This window comes from Streptomyces sp. NPDC088194 (assembly GCF_040702025.1).
In the GTDB taxonomy this organism is placed as follows: Bacteria; Actinomycetota; Actinomycetes; order Streptomycetales; family Streptomycetaceae; genus Actinacidiphila.
Genome location: NZ_JBFBIV010000033.1, coordinates 17,910 through 33,823, shown reverse-complemented (window position 1 = coordinate 33,823; position 15,914 = coordinate 17,910). Strand labels below are relative to the sequence as shown.

Genomic DNA, 15,914 nt, shown 5'->3' with positions numbered 1-15,914 from the left:
CTCAGGTCCGCCGGCGGACCCGGAAGTAGAGCAGGCCCGCCACGGCGATGAGGGCGGCGCCGACCGCGGCGAAGGCGGTGGCCGCGCCGTTGGCGAGGAGCTGGGACGAGGAGGCCGCCGCGGGCGGGGCGGTCGGGCCGGGCGCGAAGTACGCGTGCGGGTAGGCCGCGGGCGTGGGCAGCACCGGGGCCGGCTTGAGCTTCTTCGCCGCGGCGAGCGCGGCCGCGGGGTCGATCAGCCCGGTGCCGACCTCGTCGTTCCGCCCGCCCGCGGGCTTGTCCCGCGTGGTGTCCTCCAGCACCTGCTTGACCTGCGCCGGGCTGAGCTTCGGGTTCGCGGAGCGGATCAGCGCGGCGGCCCCCGAGGCGTACGCGGAGGCCGCGCTGGTGCCCCATCCGTTGTAGTAGGTCCGGTCGGGGTCGGCGATGACGACCTCGACGCCGGGCGCGGAGACGGACGCGTACCACCGGTGGGTGGAGAAGGAGGCGTGCTCGCCGTGCCGGTCGACCGCCGCCACGGCGATCACCCCGGGATAGGCGGCGGGGTAGGACGAGCGGTCGGCGGCGTCGCCGCCGTTGCCCGCGGACGCGACGACCACGACGCCCTTGCCCAGCGCGTAGCGGATCGCGTCGTCCTCGGCGGCGACCGGCGCCGCGGTGGCGCTGTCGTCGCCGAGCGAGAGGTTGATGACGTCGGCGCCGTGGTCGACGGCCCAGCGGATGCCGGCGGGCAGGGCGTCGCCGCGGTCGGTCCTGGCCTTCTGCCGCTGCGGGTCCTTGTCCTCCAGGATCACCCGGACCGGCAGGATGCGGGCCTGCGGGGCGATGCCGAGCACGCCGTCGCCGTTCCCCGGGCCGTGGCCGTGTCCGGCGATGATCGCCGCCATCCCGGTGCCGTGCTTGGCCCACGCCTTGTCACCGGGTTTCGCGCCGAACCCGACCTCGTCCTTGCCCTGGAGCACCTGGCCGGTGAGGTCGGGGTGGGTCGGGTCGACTCCGGTGTCCAGCACCGCCACGGTGACGCCGGCGCCCTTGGTGGTCCGCCACGCGGCTTGCGCGTGCAGCGCGGACAGCGCCCAGTCGGAGGCGCGTGCGCTGTCGGCGGCGGCGGGAGCGGCGGCGAGCGCGACCGTCGCACCGGCCGCCACCAGCGCGGCGAGGGCGCGGACGGCGGCGCTGGTGGCGCGCGCCGGGCGACGAGCGGGAGTGGCGGCGGCCGTGGTGGCGACCGGAGTCGTGGCGGCCGGAGTCGCGGCGCCGCGTGCGCGCTGGGCGGGGGTCATCCGTGGTGCTCCGGGCCGGTGGTCGGCGGGTGGCGCAGCGCGGCGACGGCCGTCTGCAGGTGGTCGTCGACGGCGGAGGCGAGCCCGGTGGCGTCGAAGCCGAGTCCGGCCTGCGCGGGCGGGGTGGTGGCGCCTTGCGCGTCGGCCTTGTCCGCGGGCTGCGGCTGGGGGACGGTGCGGCCGTCGGCGAAACCGCTGACGGCGTAGACGACGAACGGCAGGTCGGCGGAGACCTGGACGTCCCAACTCCCGCGCTGGCGGTCCCCGAAGCGGGCGGCGGGGGTGCCGGGGAACGCGACGGGCTTCGGCAGCAGGTCGATCCGCTCGCCGAGGTGCTGGTCGGTCCACCGCTTGGCGAGCGCGTTCATCGCCGGGGCCTGGCCGGAGCCGACGAGCAGGCCGACCGTGGTGACGGTGGTCGAGGTGCTGTCGACGTACGTGGCGCGCAGCAGGCGTGTGCAGCCGGCCGGTGCCAGCACCTGCTGGAGCAGCGGGTCGAAGGCACCGGTGCAACTCGCGGGCGCGGCCACGCCGATCCGGGTCCAGGAGCGGTCGGCGCCGCCGGGCCCGCCGTCCTTGCCGTCGACGGAGGGCGGGAACAGCTTGTCCACCGGGGTGTTGCGCCACACGTCGCGGGCCTGCGCGAACGCCTGCGGGCTGCCGTCCGCGACCGGCGCGGGCGGGTGCGGACTGTGCGTGATCACGGCGCCCGCGACGGCCCCGCCGACCAGGCCGAGCCCGACCACCAGGCACGCGGCGGCGAGCACCCGCCGGCTCCGGGTGGACGCGGCCCTGGCCGGCGGCGCGGGGACGGCCGGGTGCGTGTACGCAGGCGCGGGCTGCGCCGGCGGCGGCACGGACTCGGCTGCGGCTGCGGCTGCGGCAGGCGGCTCAACGGGCGCCGGGGGAACGGCCGGTGCGGGCGGCGGGGATGCCGGGGGCGGCGGTATGACGGGGGCCGCCGCGGTCGCCGGGGGGCGGGACGGCGGCGCCGGGGGCGTCGTGGGAGAGGTGCGCGGGGTCGCCGTGGCCGGTGGTCCGGCCGGCGGGGGCGGAAACGCCGAGGGCGGGACCGCGGACGGCGGCGCCTGGTGCGGCTGCTCCGCCGGCAGCGGTTGCGCGGCGGGCCGGGGCGGCACGGAAGGCGGCGGGGGCACGGGAGTTGAGCGCTCCCGTTCCGGTGGGCCGGGTGGGCCAGGTGAGCCAGGTGGGCCGGGTGGCGGCGGGGGCGGCCCGGCCGGCGGTCGGCCGGCGGTGGGATGGAGGGTGGGGAAGGAAGCAGGCGGGGTGCTTCCGTTGTCCACTCCGGTGCTCACCCGGCGCTCCCTCGTGACCGTTCCCGTCGATGTGCGCGTCACTCTACGGGGTTGCCGCGGGGTGCGGTTGCCACTGGGCGGAGCCGAGGGGTCTACCGCTCGGTAGGTGTGTCTGGCAGGCTGCGTCCATGGCCCACCGCACTGCCGACCGGGTCCGGTACGACCGGGCCACCGCGCACCTCGACGCGCCGCTGGCGATCGTCGATCTCGATGCCTTCGACGCGAACGCCGCGGACCTGGTCCGGCGGGCGGGCGGGAAGCCGATCAGGATCGCCTCGAAGTCGGTGCGCTGCCGCGCGCTGCTCGAACGCGCCCTGGCCCGTGAGGGTTTCGAGGGCATCATGTCCTTCACCCTCGCCGAGTCGCTGTGGCTGGCCCGCACCGGTTTCACCGACGTGCTGCTGGCCTACCCGTCCGCCGACCGGGACGGCTTCGCCGAGCTGACCGCCGACCCGAAGCTGGCCCGTACGGTCACGGTGATGGTCGACGACCTCGCGCAGCTCGACCTGATCGACGCGGCGCGCGGTGCGGGCGGCACCGAGACGGTCCGCGTTTGTCTCGAACTCGACACCAGTCTGCGGAAGTTGGGCGGCCGGTTGCGGATCGGCGCGCTGCGCTCGCCGCTGCACTCGCCGGAGCGCATAGCCGACACGGCCCGCGCGATCGGTGCCCGGCCGGGGTTCCGGGTGGTCGGCATCATGGCCTACGAAGGGCACATCGCGGGGGTCGGTGACACGCTGAAGGGCCGCCCCGCACGGTCGTTGGCGATCCGGCTGATGCAGTCCGCGGCACGCCGGGAACTGGCGGCGCGGCGCGCGGAGGCGGTGCGGGCGGTCCGCGCGGTCGTGCCGGACCTGGAGTTCGTCAACGGCGGCGGCACCGGCAGCGTGCAGTCCACCGCGGCCGAGAACGCGGTCACCGAGATCGCGGCCGGCTCCGGCCTCTACGTGCCGCGGCTGTTCGACAACTACACGTCCTTCCGGGGCCGCCCGGCCGCGCTGTTCGGCCTGCCCGTGGTGCGCCGCCCCGGCGTCGGCGTGGTCACGGTGCTCGGCGGCGGCTATCCGGCCTCGGGCGCGGCCGGCCCGGACCGGCTGCCGGTGCCGTTCCTGCCGGAGGGGCTGCGCTACGACGCGCAGGAGGGTCCGGGCGAGGTGCAGACCCCGCTGCTCGGCTCGGCCGCCGACGACCTGCTGATCGGCGACAAGGTGTGGTTCCGGCACGCGAAGGCGGGCGAACTGTGCGAGCGCTTCGACCGGTTGCGGCTGATCGAGGGCGACCGGGTGGTGGCGGAGGTGCCGACGTACCGGGGCGAGGGCAAAACGTTCCTGTGAGCGGCGAGTGGCGGCTCCCGAACGGTCGGGGAGCCGCCACCTCGTTGCCGGATCGGCGGCGGCCGGGGCTGTCAGGCGCCCGGGCCGCCGGTCAGACGCCGGTGCCGCCCGTCAGACGCCGGTGCCGCCCGTGCTCCCGCCGGAGCCGGCGCTGCTGTCGGCCTTGATGCCCTGGGTGATCTGGTCGATGACGTCCTGACCGGGCGCCTTGGCGGTGATGTCGAAGCCGAAGCGGACGATGACGATCTGGCTGCTGTGGCTCGGTGACGGGAACGCGAGCGACTCGACGTAGCCGCCGGTGCCCGACTTGGTGCTGATCTTCCAGCGGACCAGGTAGCCCTGCTGCCCGGCGACGGTGACCGCCTTGGACTGGAGCTGCTGGTGCGAGGTCGTCGCGCCGTAGGTGTCGGAGTTGTAGGACGAGGACGCGTTGCCCGCGATGTCCTGCTTGGCGGCGGCCTCGGCCGTGGTCGCGGTGATCTTCAGCGACTTCGCGGGTTCCGAGTAGGCGCCGCCGAGCGAGCAGGACTGCTGGCCGGTGGTGTCGTTGGGGCAGTCGTAGCTGCCGGTGGAGACGCTGGCGCTGCCGTCCTGGGAGGTGCCGCCGGTCCAGCCGTCGAGGACGGGCAGGCTGATGCCGTCGAGGAGGTCCACGGCCGGGCCGCCGTCGGAGGGGGCGCCGGGGTCGTCGGGGTTGCTCGGGTCGTCCGGGTTCTGCGACTGCGGGTCCTGCGGCCCGCCGGTGCGCTGCGGCAGGGTGGCGCTCGGCGTCGGGCTGCTCTTCTTGTCGGCGCTGTCGCTGCCGTTGTTGCCCACCGCGACGACCGCGGCGACGATGCCGCCGATGACGACGAGCGCGACCACGATGGCGATCGCCACGGTGCGCGGGCGCCGGTTGCCGCCGCCCGGCGAGCCTATGACGTCACCCGAGGGGTACGGCGCGTACGAGGGCTGGCCGCCGTAGGGCTGCTGCCCGTTCGCGGGGGCACCGGTCGGCACGGGCGCCGTCCTGGTGTACTCCGTCCACGTGGTCCCGTCCCACCAGCGTTCCATGGCCGGGCCGTTGCCTGTGTGCCCGGGCTCTGGGTACCAGCCGGGCGGGGTCGTCGTCGTCACGGCGTCACCTTATGGCCCCAGCATGAGAATCCTGTAAGGACGGGGGTCACATCCCGGTCACGCCCCGGGTCCGGTGCCGCCGGGGCCGCGCGTGCGCCGCGGGCGCCTGCCGCCGGCCGGTGGCGCGGGGTACGTCCGAGCGCCGCGCAGCGCCGCCCCGAGGACCGCGGGCGCCTCCACCAGCGAGGGTCCGTACCAGGTCAGGTGCCGTCCGCTGACCAGCGCGGCGGGCAGCCCCGGGAACGACTCGGGGCCGTCGTCCGCGGTGAAGCGGTAGGGCTCGTCGGGCAGCACGACGAGGTCGGGGGCGGGCAGGCCGGCCGGGTCGAAGCGCGGGTAGCGCTCGTCGTGGCCGGCGAGGACGTGGTCGATACCGAGGCGGGCGAGCAGGTCGCCGGCGAAGGTCTCGCGGCCGAGCGCCATCCAGGGGCGCCGCCAGATCGGGACGACCGCGCGCAGCCGCAGCCCCGCCGCCGGAGCGGACCCGCCGGGGTGTACGTGCTGCGGCCCGTCGGCGGGCACGTCGTCCGGTACGTCGCGGGACGCGGGCGCGCGTACGTTGTCGTGCCCGTCCGGCCGCGGGCCGTCCTGCTCGTCCGTCCGCACGGGCGGCAGGTCGCGCCACGCGGACTCGGCGGCGTCCAGCCAGCCGGGCCGGCGCAGACCGCAGCCGTCGACCAGCACCCGGTGGAGCTCGGCGAACGCCTGCGGCAGCGAGCGGACCTCGGTGACCAGCACCCGCAGCCCGGCCGCCCGCAGGTCGGCCAGGTCCGGCGCGCGGTTCTCCTCCTCGTTGGCGATCACCAGGTCGGGGGCGAGGGCGGCGACCGCGGCCGTGTCGGGGTTCTTGGTGCCGCCGATCCGCACCACGTCCAGGTCGGCCGGATGGGTGCACCAGTCGGTGGCGCCGACGAGCAGACCGGGCGCGGTCGCGGCGACCGCCTCGGTCAGCGACGGCACCAGGGACACCACCCGCCGTACCGCCGGCCGGACGGGCTCCTGTTCGGTCATCACCCCACGGTACGGCGGCCTGTCGGTGGGGCGTGCGATGCTGGCCGCGTGACGAACGAGAAGCCAGGCGGCGGCGACCGCACCGGCGGGGAGCTGCTGCTGCTCGACACCGCCAGCCTCTACTTCCGCGCGTACTTCGGGGTGCCGGAGTCGGTGCGGGCGCCCGACGGCACCCCGGTCAACGCGGTGCGCGGCCTGATCGACTTCATCGCGCGGCTCGTCACCGACCACTCCCCCACCGCGCTGGTGGCGTGCATGGACGCGGACTGGCGGCCCCAGTGGCGGGTCGACCTCATCCCCTCCTACAAGGCGCACCGCGTCGCCGACCCCGAGGCGGGCAGCGAGGAGGTGCCCGACACGCTCTCCCCGCAGGTCCCGGTGATCGAGGCGGTGCTCGACGCGGTCGGCATCGCCCGGGTCGGCGTGCCGGACTACGAGGCGGACGACGTGATCGGCACCCTCGCCACCGCCTCCACCGGGCCCGTGGCCATCGTCACCGGCGACCGCGACCTCTTCCAGCTCGTCGACGACGACCGCGGGGTGCGCGTGCTCTACCCGCGCAAGGGCGTCGGCGACTGCGACGTGATCGACGCGGAGGCCATCGCGACCCGCTACGGGGTCCGGGCGGACCAGTACGCCGACTTCGCCGCGCTGCGCGGTGACCCGAGCGACGGACTGCCGGGGGTCAAGGGCATCGGCGAGAAGACCGCGGCCGAACTGGTCACCCTCTACGGCGACCTGGCCGGTGTCCGCTCCGCCGCCGACGAGCCGTTCTCCAAGCTCACCCCGGCCCGCCGCCGGAACATCCTCGCGGCCTCCGGGTATCTCGACGTGGCCCCCAAGGTGGTGCGCGTCGCCACCGACGTTCCGCTTCCCGCGTTCGACGCCACGCTTCCGTCCCGGCCCGCGGACCCGGCCGCTCTCGCGGCCCTCACCGAGCGCTGGGGACTGGCCAACCCGCTCTCCCGCCTGCTCGCGGCACTGGGCTGAGCCGCCGGTCGGCCCCACCGGGAGCGGCACGACCTGAGCCGCCGGGTCACCGCCCCGGCGCTCACCCGAGGGGCGCAGCAGCGCGCGCCCCGGCGCTCAGGCCGACTCGCGGATGACCTGTCTGAGCCACTGGCGGTAGGCCGCCTTGTCCGCGCGGAAGGCGCGGCTGACCACGACATGGCCGGCGGACACCCTCCAGCCGGCCGATCCCGCGACCGGCAGCACGGTGATCGTCAGCTCGAACGGGCGGGCCCTGCGGCCGATCTCCGCCTCCACCGCGGCCACAAGGCCGTTCTCGCTGCCGGGTGTCCTGAGCGGCGAGGCTTCGTGGTGCCGGTCGGCGCTCCACCGTGCGGCGTCGTCATGGCACGCGTCCACCAGCGCGCCGAGTTCCGCGCCCTTGAACCCACGGTCCGGCCGGTGGAAACCTCGCCCGGGTCCGTCCTGCCTCGCCAACTCCTGGTCCCACCAGCGCGCCCACTGCACCGACGCCGCCGGTACGGCGAGCGGAGCGAGGTCCGCCCGGATCTCGACGGCAGGCACCACGGCCGGCACCTCGACCGCCACGACCGGCTCCAGACCGGCGGCGTCACGGAGGTACAACCCCATCAGGAGGCCGACAGGCGTGTCGATTCTCATCAGCCGGCTCGACGATCCCACGTACTGCATGGCGCCATGCTCCCGCCGACCGCGATCCGCGTCACCAGGAACCCCGAAGTCCGCGTTCCCGGCAGCACGTTCGGCCCCGCCACGCGGTGTGCGCGGCGGGGCCGAACGACGTGACGCAGCGTCACTTCTCCTTGTCGGAGGTCGAGTCGACGACGGTCAGGACGCTTTCCCGCGCGACCGGTTGACGGCGGCGAGCACCGAGCGGACCGAGGCGGTGAGCACCGAGGTGTCCTGTCCCGCGCCCCACCAGGTGTCCTCGCCCGACCTGATCCGGACGTACGCGACCGCCGCGCTGTCGGGGCCGGGGCCGGTGGCGTGTTCGGCGTAGTGCTCGATGTGCACGGGGACGCCCGCGGTCGCCAGCGCGTCGGCGAGCGCGGACAGCGGCCCGTTGCCGGCGCCCGTGACCGTACGGCCGCGGTCCGGGGCCGCCTGGTTCGCCGGGTCCGCCGTGTCCTCGGCAGTGGCGTCGTCCAGGGTGCCGGTGAACTCGTGGCGTCCCGGGGCGACTTCGGCGGCGTGCCAGCCGGTCAGGGTGAGCGGGCCGCGGTCGGCGGGCATGAGGTAGGCGCTCTGGAAGAGGTCCCACAGGGCCTTCGCGGTGACCTCCTCACCGCTGTCGTCGGCGGCGGCCTGCACGATCCGGGAGAAGTCGGCGCGCAGGGCCGGCGGCAGGTCCAGGCCGTACCGGTCCTTGAGCAGGTAGGCGATACCGCCCTTGCCGGACTGGCTGTTGACGCGGATCACCGCTTCGTAGTCGCGCCCGAGGTCGGCGGGGTCGATCGGCAGGTAGGGCACGTCCCAGGGCGCCTGGGCCGGCGGCAGGCCCAACTCGGCGGCGCGGCGGGCGTGGTGCTCGAAGCCCTTCTTGATGGCGTCCTGGTGGGTGCCGGAGAAGGCGGTGTGCACCAGGTCCCCGACGTAGGGGTGGCGGCCGGGCACCGGCAGGCGGTTGCAGTACTCGACGGTGGCGCGGATCGCGTCGATGTCGGAGAAGTCCAGCATGGGGTCGACGCCTTGGGTGTGCAGGTTCAGCGCGAGGGTGACCAGGTCCACGTTGCCGGTGCGCTCGCCGTTGCCGAACAGGCAGCCCTCGACGCGCTGCGCCCCGGCGAGCAGGGCGAGTTCGGCGCAGGCCACGCCGGTGCCGCGGTCGTTGTGCGGGTGCACCGACAGGATCACCGCGTCCCTGCGGTCGAGGTGGCGGTGCATGTACTCGATCTGGTCTGCGTAGATGTTGGGTGTGGCGATCTCCACGGTGGCCGGGAGGTTGTGGATCACCGGGCGGTCCGGGGCGGCGTCCCACAGCGCGGTCAGGCCGTTGCAGACCTCCAGGACGTAGTCGGGCTCGGTGAGGTTGAAGACCTCGGGCGAGAACTGGAAGCGCACGCCGGGCCGCCCGTCCCCGAGCCGGGCCATCAAGGTGGCCGACTCCTCGATGAGCGCGCGCAGTTCGGCCCGTTCCCGGCCGATGACGACCTCGCGCCAGACCGGCGCGGTCGCGGTGTACAGGTGCACCACCGCGCGCGGCAGGCCGGCGATCGAGGCGAAGGTCCGCTCGATCAGGTCGGCCCGGGCCGCGGTGAACACGACCACGGTCACGTCGTCGGGTACCGCGCCTGAGGTGGCGAGGTGGCGGACGAATTCGAAGTCGGCGCGGCTCGCCGAGGGGTAGCCGACCTCGATCTCCTTGAAGCCCATCGCGACCTGGACGTCGAACATCCGGCGCTTGCGGGCCGGGTCCATCGGCTCGGCGAGCGCCTGGTTGCCGTCCCGCAGGTCCACCGGGACCCACAGCGGCGCGTGCTCGATCCGCTGGGAGGGCCAGTACCGTCCGCCGGTGGTCCGCACCTCGACGCGCTCCCGCGCGGGGCGGTAGCGGTGGTACGGCATCGCGCTGCCGCGCTGCGGGTTCCACCAGGGGGCTCCGGCGGGCACCGGGCCGGCCGGGGTGCGCAGCGCGGGCGCCGCGGCGTCGCCGGGGGCGCTGCCGGTGGAGGCGTCGGGGCGGGCGGCGGGTACGGCGCCGGCCGGTGGCTGGGCGGGGTGCGGGTCGCCCGGGCGGGCGCCGCCGGCCGGGTGGTGTGCGGGGTGCGTGGTCATGGTGGGGCCGATCCGTTCGTGGTCGCCGGTTGGTCGACCGGCAGCACGAAACCCCGCGGCGGGGTGCCGGTCTCCTCAGGCCCCGCCGCGGCGGCCGAGAAGAAGGCTCCGCTGCGTCATGGCGGATACCTTAGCCACATCTCAGGTCCTCAGACAAGCTGAGTGGTCATCCCAGCCGATAGAGTCGGGGCCCCGAGGGGTGGACGGAGAGGTGGAGACGGCAATGGCGCTCGGTTCGCTGCGGCCCAGCCCGCTGGTCGAGCAGGCGGCGGAGCGGCTGCGGGAGCAGATCACCGGCGGGCAGTGGCCGGTCGGCACGAAGCTGCCCGGTGAGACCACGCTCGCCACCCTGCTGGGGGTGGGCCGCTCCACCGTGCGCGAGGCGCTGCGGGCGCTGGCGGGCGCGGGGATGGTGCGGACCCGGCAGGGCGCGGGGGTCTTCGTCATCGCCGACCGCCCGGTCCAGGACTGGCCGGCCCGGCTGCGGCGCGCCGCCCTGGCCGACGTCTACGAGGTGCGCGCGATGCTGGAGGTCCAGGCCGCGCGGCTGGCGGCGGTCCGGCGCAGACCGGAGGACGTGGCGGCGCTGCGGACGGCCCTCGCGGTGCGGACGGCGGCGGCCGACGACGTCTACGGCTCGGACGGCACGGACCGTACGGACCGTACGGACGACGGCGACGGCGACGGCGACGGCGGGGACGGGGACGGCAGCGGAAACGGAAGCGGCGGCGGGGCGGCCGGTGGGCCGGGCGCGGCCTTCATCGACGCGGACATCGCGCTGCACACCGCCGTGGTCGCCGCCGCGTACAACCCCGTGCTCACCGACCTGTTCGCCGAGTTCGCGCCCGTGCTGCGGGAGAACATGCTGGCGCTGCTCGACCTGATGGACGTGCGCACCCACGACGAGGAGCACGGAGAGGCCGCACACGCGGCGCTGGTGGAGGCGATCGCCGCGGGCGAACCCGATCTCGCGGCGCGCGTGCTGCGTGACGAACTCTCCACCACCCAGGCCCACCTGAGGGACCGTCACCCGCACGGCGAGGACGACCCGTCGTGACCGCGTTGCTGCCACGGCCACGCAGCAGCCCGGCGCCGGGCGCGGTCCACGTGCCCGGCTGGCTCGCCCCGGACCGTCAGCGCGAACTGGTCGCCGCCTGCCGGGAATGGGCGAGCGGGCCGGTACCGATGCGGCACACCCGCCTGCCGCGCGGCGGGGTGATGTCCGTACAGACCGTCTGCGTCGGCTGGCACTGGCGCCCTTATGCCTACTCCCGCACCGCGCCCGACGTGAACGGTGCCCGGGTGGCCGCATTCCCCTCCTGGCTGGCGGAGTTGGGACGTGCGGCGGTGGCCGACGCCTACCAGGACCCGGCGGCGGGCGCCGGGTACGCACCCGACACGGCGCTGGTCAACTTCTACGACGGCGCCGCCACGATGGGGATGCACCAGGACAAGGACGAGCGCTCCGACGCCCCCGTGGTCTCCCTCAGCATCGGCGACACCTGCGTCTTCCGCTTCGGCAACACCCGCACCCGCACGAAGCCCTACACCGACGTCGAGTTGGAGTCCGGGGACCTCTTCGTCTTCGGCGGCGCCTCGCGCTACGCCTACCACGGCGTCCCCAAGGTCCGCCCCCACACCGGAGATCCGGCAACGGGTCTCGCCTCAGGACGATTGAACCTGACACTGCGGGTCACCGGTCTCCCCGGGTGACCCAGCTGCCCCGGGGAACGGCGCGAGCCCCCGTCGCCCACCAGCAAGGCGGGCGACGGGGGCCGCGGGAGGCCGCAAGTCCTTCAGCGGCTAGTCCTTCAGCAGCGCGAAGTTCGTCGTCGTGGTGGCCCCCTTCTTGATCTTCACCGTGGCCACGGTCGGCTGGTAGCCGTCCTTCGCCACGATGAGCTGGAGCGGGTTGTTACGCGTGTCGAGCCAGAGCGCGTAACTCCCGTCGGTGGCCGTCTTCAGGGTGTAGTGCGTGGCCCAGGTGTCGATCTGGACCGTCGCCCCGGCGAGCGGCGCGCCCCCGGAGGCGGAGACGACTCCGGTGATCTTCCCCCAGGTGGCCGGGGGCTTGACGGTGAACGAGACGCCGACCGGGGCGACCCGGTACGGCGTGTCGCTGGCGAGGTTCAACGACGCGGTGTAGGTGCCGGGTTGGGTGATCTCGGGCACCGACGCGGCGAGCGTGACCGTGAAGCTCGCGCTCTTGCCGGGCTGCACCGTCACCGTGTCCGTGCTCTCCGACAGCCACGTGACGTCGGTGGAGCCGACCTGGTCGTAGCCGGGCAGCACCTCGGCGCTGCCGTCCGGCGTGCTGCCGACCAGACCGCCGACGGCGTAGAAGCCGGCCGAGCCGCCGCCCCGGTAGAGCGAGGAGTTCGCGTTGGGCAGCGCGCTCCAGGAGTTGGCGGTCGGGTCGTACGCCCAGGTCTGGTTGGTCAGCGCGGCGGCGTTGTTGACGGCGCCGCCCTCGACCAGCAGCAGGCCGTTCGCGGCGGTGTACGCGGAACCCCACGCGTCGGTGGGCTGGTCGGCGATCGGCGACCAGGAGTCCGCGGCGGGGTCGTAGACGTAGCCGTGGGTGATGCTGCCGGCGTCGGTGGTGCCGCCCGCGCAGTAGAGCTTGCCCGCGACCGCGCCGCAGGACTCCCACGCCACCGACTCCGGGTAGGCCGCGGCCGTCGACCAGGAGTCGCTGGCCGGGTCGTACACGGTCACGTCGGTGGTGCCGCAGGCGGTGGCGGTGCAGCCACCGACCGAGTACAGCTTGCCGTCGAGTACGGCCGTGCCCGAACCGGCGTACGGCTTGGGCGAGTTCGCACCCGTCGACCAGGTGTTGCCGGCGATGTCGTAGATCTCCAGCTTGGCGTCGGGCGAGCCGTCGGGGCCCCAGCCACCGGCGGCGTAGAGCTTGCCGTCGATGATCCCGTGCGCGGGCGACTCGCGGGTGTCGGCGGCCGAGGCCAGCTTCGTCCACGCGCCGGTGTCCGCGCTGTACGCGTACAGGTCGCTGGTGTCGGTGGCGCCGGTGAAGCCGAACGCCGAGTAGACGGTGCCCTGCCAGGTGTCGACCGTGTTGTCACCGGTCGCGACCGGCAGGTCGGGGACGGTCTGCCAGGCGTCACCGGCCGCGCCCTGCGCCGCGGTCGCGGCCTGGGGCGTGGCACCGGCCTTGCCCGAACCCGCCTTGCCCGCACCGGGCTTGGCGCCGGCACTGCCGTGCTTGGCGAGGGCCAGCGGCGAGTAGTCGCCCTTGACGAGGTTGAGCGGCGCGCCCTTGGCCTGCACCGTGACCCCGCCGGGGTTCTCGCCCACCGTGACGGTGGCCGGCGCGGTGCCGGTGTTCTTCACGGTGACCTTCTGCGTGGCGCTCTTGCCCCAGGCGACGGTCTTGTCGATCGAGGCCGGCGTCACGCTCAACTGCCCGGCCTTGAGGGTGAGATCGGTGTCCACGACGCCGTCGGACGGCACGTTGGAGGTGGCGGTGGCGGAGGTGTAGTGCGAGGCCGCCGCCGTCAGCGGGTGCTTGCCGGTCTTGTGCGAGAAGAGCCAGTAGAAGCCGTCGCCCACGTTGGGGTCGTCCGGCGTGGCCACGGTGGTGGTGTGGTCGTCGGGCGCGTCGCCGCTGGTGACGGTGGCGCCGTTGACGCCGTCACCGGTGTTGGCGTCGGTGACGTTGCCGACCACGATGCCGCCGGCCACCGGGTTGTAACTGCGCTGGCCGACGAAGACGTTGTCCAGCTCCCACCAGTAGGCCCAGTCGCCGGTGTAGTGGAAGCGCACCTTGACGTCGCTCTTGCCCGCGTAGTCGGTCAGCGGCACCTCGACGTGGCCGTTCACGGCCGTGGTGGTCTTGTTCCACACCGTGGACCAGGTGCTGCCGCCGTCGGTGGAGACGTCGACGTCGGCGACGGAGCCGGTGTACGACTTGTAGTCGGTGTCGAAGCTCAGCAGCGGGCCGGTGGCGGAACTGAGGTCGAAGGACGGCGACACCAGCGAGGTGTCCTGGCTCGCGCCCTGCCCGATGTGGTCGCTGTCGACGATGGCGAAGCCGCCGTCGCCGCCGGTGAGGTTGCCGCGGGAGCCCGGGTCGTCGAAGGTCCAACCGCCGTTGCTGCCATCGGCGTTGGAGACGGTCCAGCCGTCCGGCGGGCCGGTGGTGGAGGTGAACGGCTCGGTCGGTCCGCTCAGCGAGACCGAGTAGCCGGGAGCGTCGGTGGAGGCCGGGTCGACCGGCACCGAGACGTTGGCGGTCTGGTCGGCGGTGCCCACGGTGACCGTCTTGTCCACGGCCTGGTAGCCGGGGTAGTCCGCGGTCACGTGCAGCGTGTACGAGCTGCCCTGGGGCAGCTTCAGGGAGAAGTCGCCGGTGGTCGGGTCGGTGAAGACCGGACCGCCGGGCACGCCGGCCGCGGTGATCTTCGCGTACAGCGGCCAGCCGTGGCCGGAGCCGTCGGTGACCTTGCCGGAGACGGTCTGCTGCGGCACCGAGTCCAGCGCGAACGACTCGGTGACGGTGGCCCCGTCGTCGAGCTGCACGCCGGTGGCCGAGCCGTCCGCGTAGCCGTACGCGGAGGCGGTCAGGTCGTAGGCGCCCGGCGGGATGTCCAGCTTGTAGCTGCCGTCGGCGCCCGAAGTGGCGCTGTGGTCACCGGCCTTGACGGTCGCGCCGGAGATCGGGTCGCCGGTGGCGTGGTCGGTGACCTTGCCGGTGATCACGCCGTGCGGGCCGCTGCGGAACGCGGCCAGGCCGTTGGGCGTGCCGAGCCCGGTCGGGCCGTCGTAGCCGGGACCGGCGGTGCACAGGGCGGCCGGGGTGCAGCTGCCGTTGTTGCCGGTGGTCACGTCGTTGAGCGCGCCGGCCTGGGCGTAGGGGTACGCGTTCGGGTACGTGCCGTCGCCGGGGGTGCCGGCCGACGCGTAGACGCCCGCGATGATCGGGGACGACGCGCTGGTGCCGCCGTACACCGACCAGCCGCCGCCACCGTAGGTCTGGTAGACCGAGACGCCGGTCTCGGGGTCGGCGACCGCGGAGACGTCGGCGACCGTGCGGTTGTCGCAGGCGGTGTCGGTCTGGAAGGCCGGCTTGGGCTCGTAGAGCGAGCAGCCGGAACCGGGGCCGCCGTAGGCGTTGTTCCACACCGACTCGGACCAACCGCGGCTGGTGCCGGCGTCCTTGGTGAGCGCGGTGCCGCCGACGGAGGTGACGTACTGCGAGGCGGCCGGGTAGCTCACCCCGTAGGCGCCGTCACCGGAGGAGGCCACGACCGCCACGCCCGGGTGGTTGTAGTACGGGTCCATCGAGGTCGCCTCGGAGGGGTCCTCGCCGCTGCCGGGGGTGGAGTCGTAGCCGGTGCCGTAGGAGTTGGAGACGTACTTCGCGCCGAGCGCGACCGCCTCGTCCACCGCGGCGCCGAGGTCCTCGAAGTTCGCCGTGTCCGCCTCGACCAGCAGGATGTGGGCGTTCGGGGCGGCCGCGGAGACCATGTCGATGTCGAGGGAGATCTCGCCGGACCAGTCGGGGTCGGGCGAGGGCAGGTCGTCGGTGCCGCCGCGCTGGCTCACCTTGGTGAAGCAGCCGCTGTCCACGGTGCACGCGGGCAGCCCGAACTGGTCGCGGTAGACGGCCAGGTCGGCCGCCGCGTTCGGGTCGTCGTACGCGTCGACGATGGCGACGGTCTGGCCCGCACCGCCGTCCGCGGGAAGCGCGTACGCGCTCTGCAGGTCGCCGGCGCCGAAGCCGGCCGGGGTGGCGGCGTGCGGCTGGACCCCCTTCTTGGCGGGCACGTCGGTACGCCGCAGCGCGAAGCAGGAGAACTGGCCGGGCTTGGGGGTGCCGCACGCACGCACCGCGCTGGTATGGGACTTGGTGGCCGCGGGCGCGGCCGATGCCGTTGCCGCCAGGGGCACTTGCAGCCCCAGCGCGGCGAGCGCGGCAGTCGTGAGCGCGGCGACCACGCCGCGTCTGAGGAAGGGTATGCGCAAGGTGGGTCTCCCTTGGGCGTGACCTGATGCCGGGTGTTCGCCGGCTGCGGCCCGATCGAACCGCTGGCGTATACCTGTGCATCACCGACCCCATGGGAATCCTTTACG

11 protein-coding genes are annotated in these 15,914 nt (G+C 74.4%); 4 read left to right on the top strand and 7 right to left on the bottom strand.

Annotated features, from left to right (window positions below; all coding sequences use genetic code 11):
* Position 1: 1 nt before the first annotated feature.
* Positions 2-1,282 carry a type VII secretion-associated serine protease mycosin gene (gene mycP, locus AB0399_RS19845; protein WP_366412210.1) on the bottom strand — a complete coding sequence of 427 codons (1,281 nt, stop codon included), beginning with the start codon at positions 1,280-1,282 and terminating at the stop codon, positions 2-4.
* Entirely contained in the window at positions 1,279-2,049 is a 771-nt protein-coding gene (locus tag AB0399_RS19840; protein ID WP_366412209.1) for a hypothetical protein, read from the bottom strand. The genes mycP and AB0399_RS19840 overlap by 4 nt, the downstream gene beginning before the upstream one ends.
* Before the next feature lie 677 nt (positions 2,050-2,726).
* On the opposite strand from AB0399_RS19840, the gene AB0399_RS19835 reads away from it, so the two are divergent.
* A complete protein-coding gene (locus AB0399_RS19835) occupies positions 2,727-3,932 on the top strand; it encodes an amino acid deaminase/aldolase (protein ID WP_366412208.1) in 1,206 nt (401 codons plus the stop codon).
* Positions 3,933-4,043: 111 nt separating this feature from the next.
* On the opposite strand, the gene AB0399_RS19830 is transcribed toward AB0399_RS19835, so the two are convergent.
* Positions 4,044-5,048, bottom strand: coding sequence for a DUF2510 domain-containing protein (locus AB0399_RS19830; protein WP_366412207.1), 1,005 nt, complete (start codon positions 5,046-5,048; stop codon positions 4,044-4,046).
* A 57-nt stretch (positions 5,049-5,105) separates the two neighbouring features.
* Positions 5,106-6,059 (bottom strand): helical backbone metal receptor, encoded by a 954-nt coding sequence (locus AB0399_RS19825; protein WP_366412206.1) that lies wholly within the window; start codon positions 6,057-6,059, stop codon positions 5,106-5,108.
* Positions 6,060-6,155: 96 nt separating this feature from the next.
* On the opposite strand from AB0399_RS19825, the gene AB0399_RS19820 reads away from it, so the two are divergent.
* Entirely contained in the window at positions 6,156-7,049 is an 894-nt protein-coding gene (locus tag AB0399_RS19820; RefSeq protein WP_328473873.1) for a 5'-3' exonuclease, read from the top strand.
* Between the two features lie 96 nt (positions 7,050-7,145).
* Here AB0399_RS19820 and AB0399_RS19815 read toward each other — a convergent pair whose 3' ends face one another.
* Both AB0399_RS19815 and AB0399_RS19810 read right to left on the bottom strand, forming a co-directional pair.
* Positions 7,146-7,718 (bottom strand): hypothetical protein, encoded by a 573-nt coding sequence (locus AB0399_RS19815; RefSeq protein ID WP_366412205.1) that lies wholly within the window; start codon positions 7,716-7,718, stop codon positions 7,146-7,148.
* Between the two features lie 156 nt (positions 7,719-7,874).
* Positions 7,875-9,611 (bottom strand): 2-isopropylmalate synthase, encoded by a 1,737-nt coding sequence (locus tag AB0399_RS19810; protein ID WP_366412243.1) that lies wholly within the window; start codon positions 9,609-9,611, stop codon positions 7,875-7,877.
* A gap of 433 nt (positions 9,612-10,044) precedes the next feature.
* Between AB0399_RS19810 and AB0399_RS19805 the strand changes: the two genes are divergently transcribed.
* Positions 10,045-10,878 (top strand): GntR family transcriptional regulator, encoded by an 834-nt coding sequence (locus AB0399_RS19805; RefSeq protein WP_366412204.1) that lies wholly within the window; start codon positions 10,045-10,047, stop codon positions 10,876-10,878.
* Complete coding sequence (locus tag AB0399_RS19800; RefSeq protein WP_366412203.1) at positions 10,875-11,534, top strand: alpha-ketoglutarate-dependent dioxygenase AlkB; 660 nt, start codon at positions 10,875-10,877, stop codon at positions 11,532-11,534. The genes AB0399_RS19805 and AB0399_RS19800 overlap by 4 nt, the downstream gene beginning before the upstream one ends.
* Before the next feature lie 90 nt (positions 11,535-11,624).
* Here the strand turns inward: AB0399_RS19800 and AB0399_RS19795 are convergent, their stop codons facing one another.
* The gene (locus AB0399_RS19795; protein ID WP_366412202.1) at positions 11,625-15,806 is read right to left on the bottom strand and encodes a carboxypeptidase regulatory-like domain-containing protein; all 4,182 of its coding nucleotides are present in this window, start codon (positions 15,804-15,806) and stop codon (positions 11,625-11,627) included.
* Between the last annotated feature and the right edge of the window lie 108 nt (positions 15,807-15,914).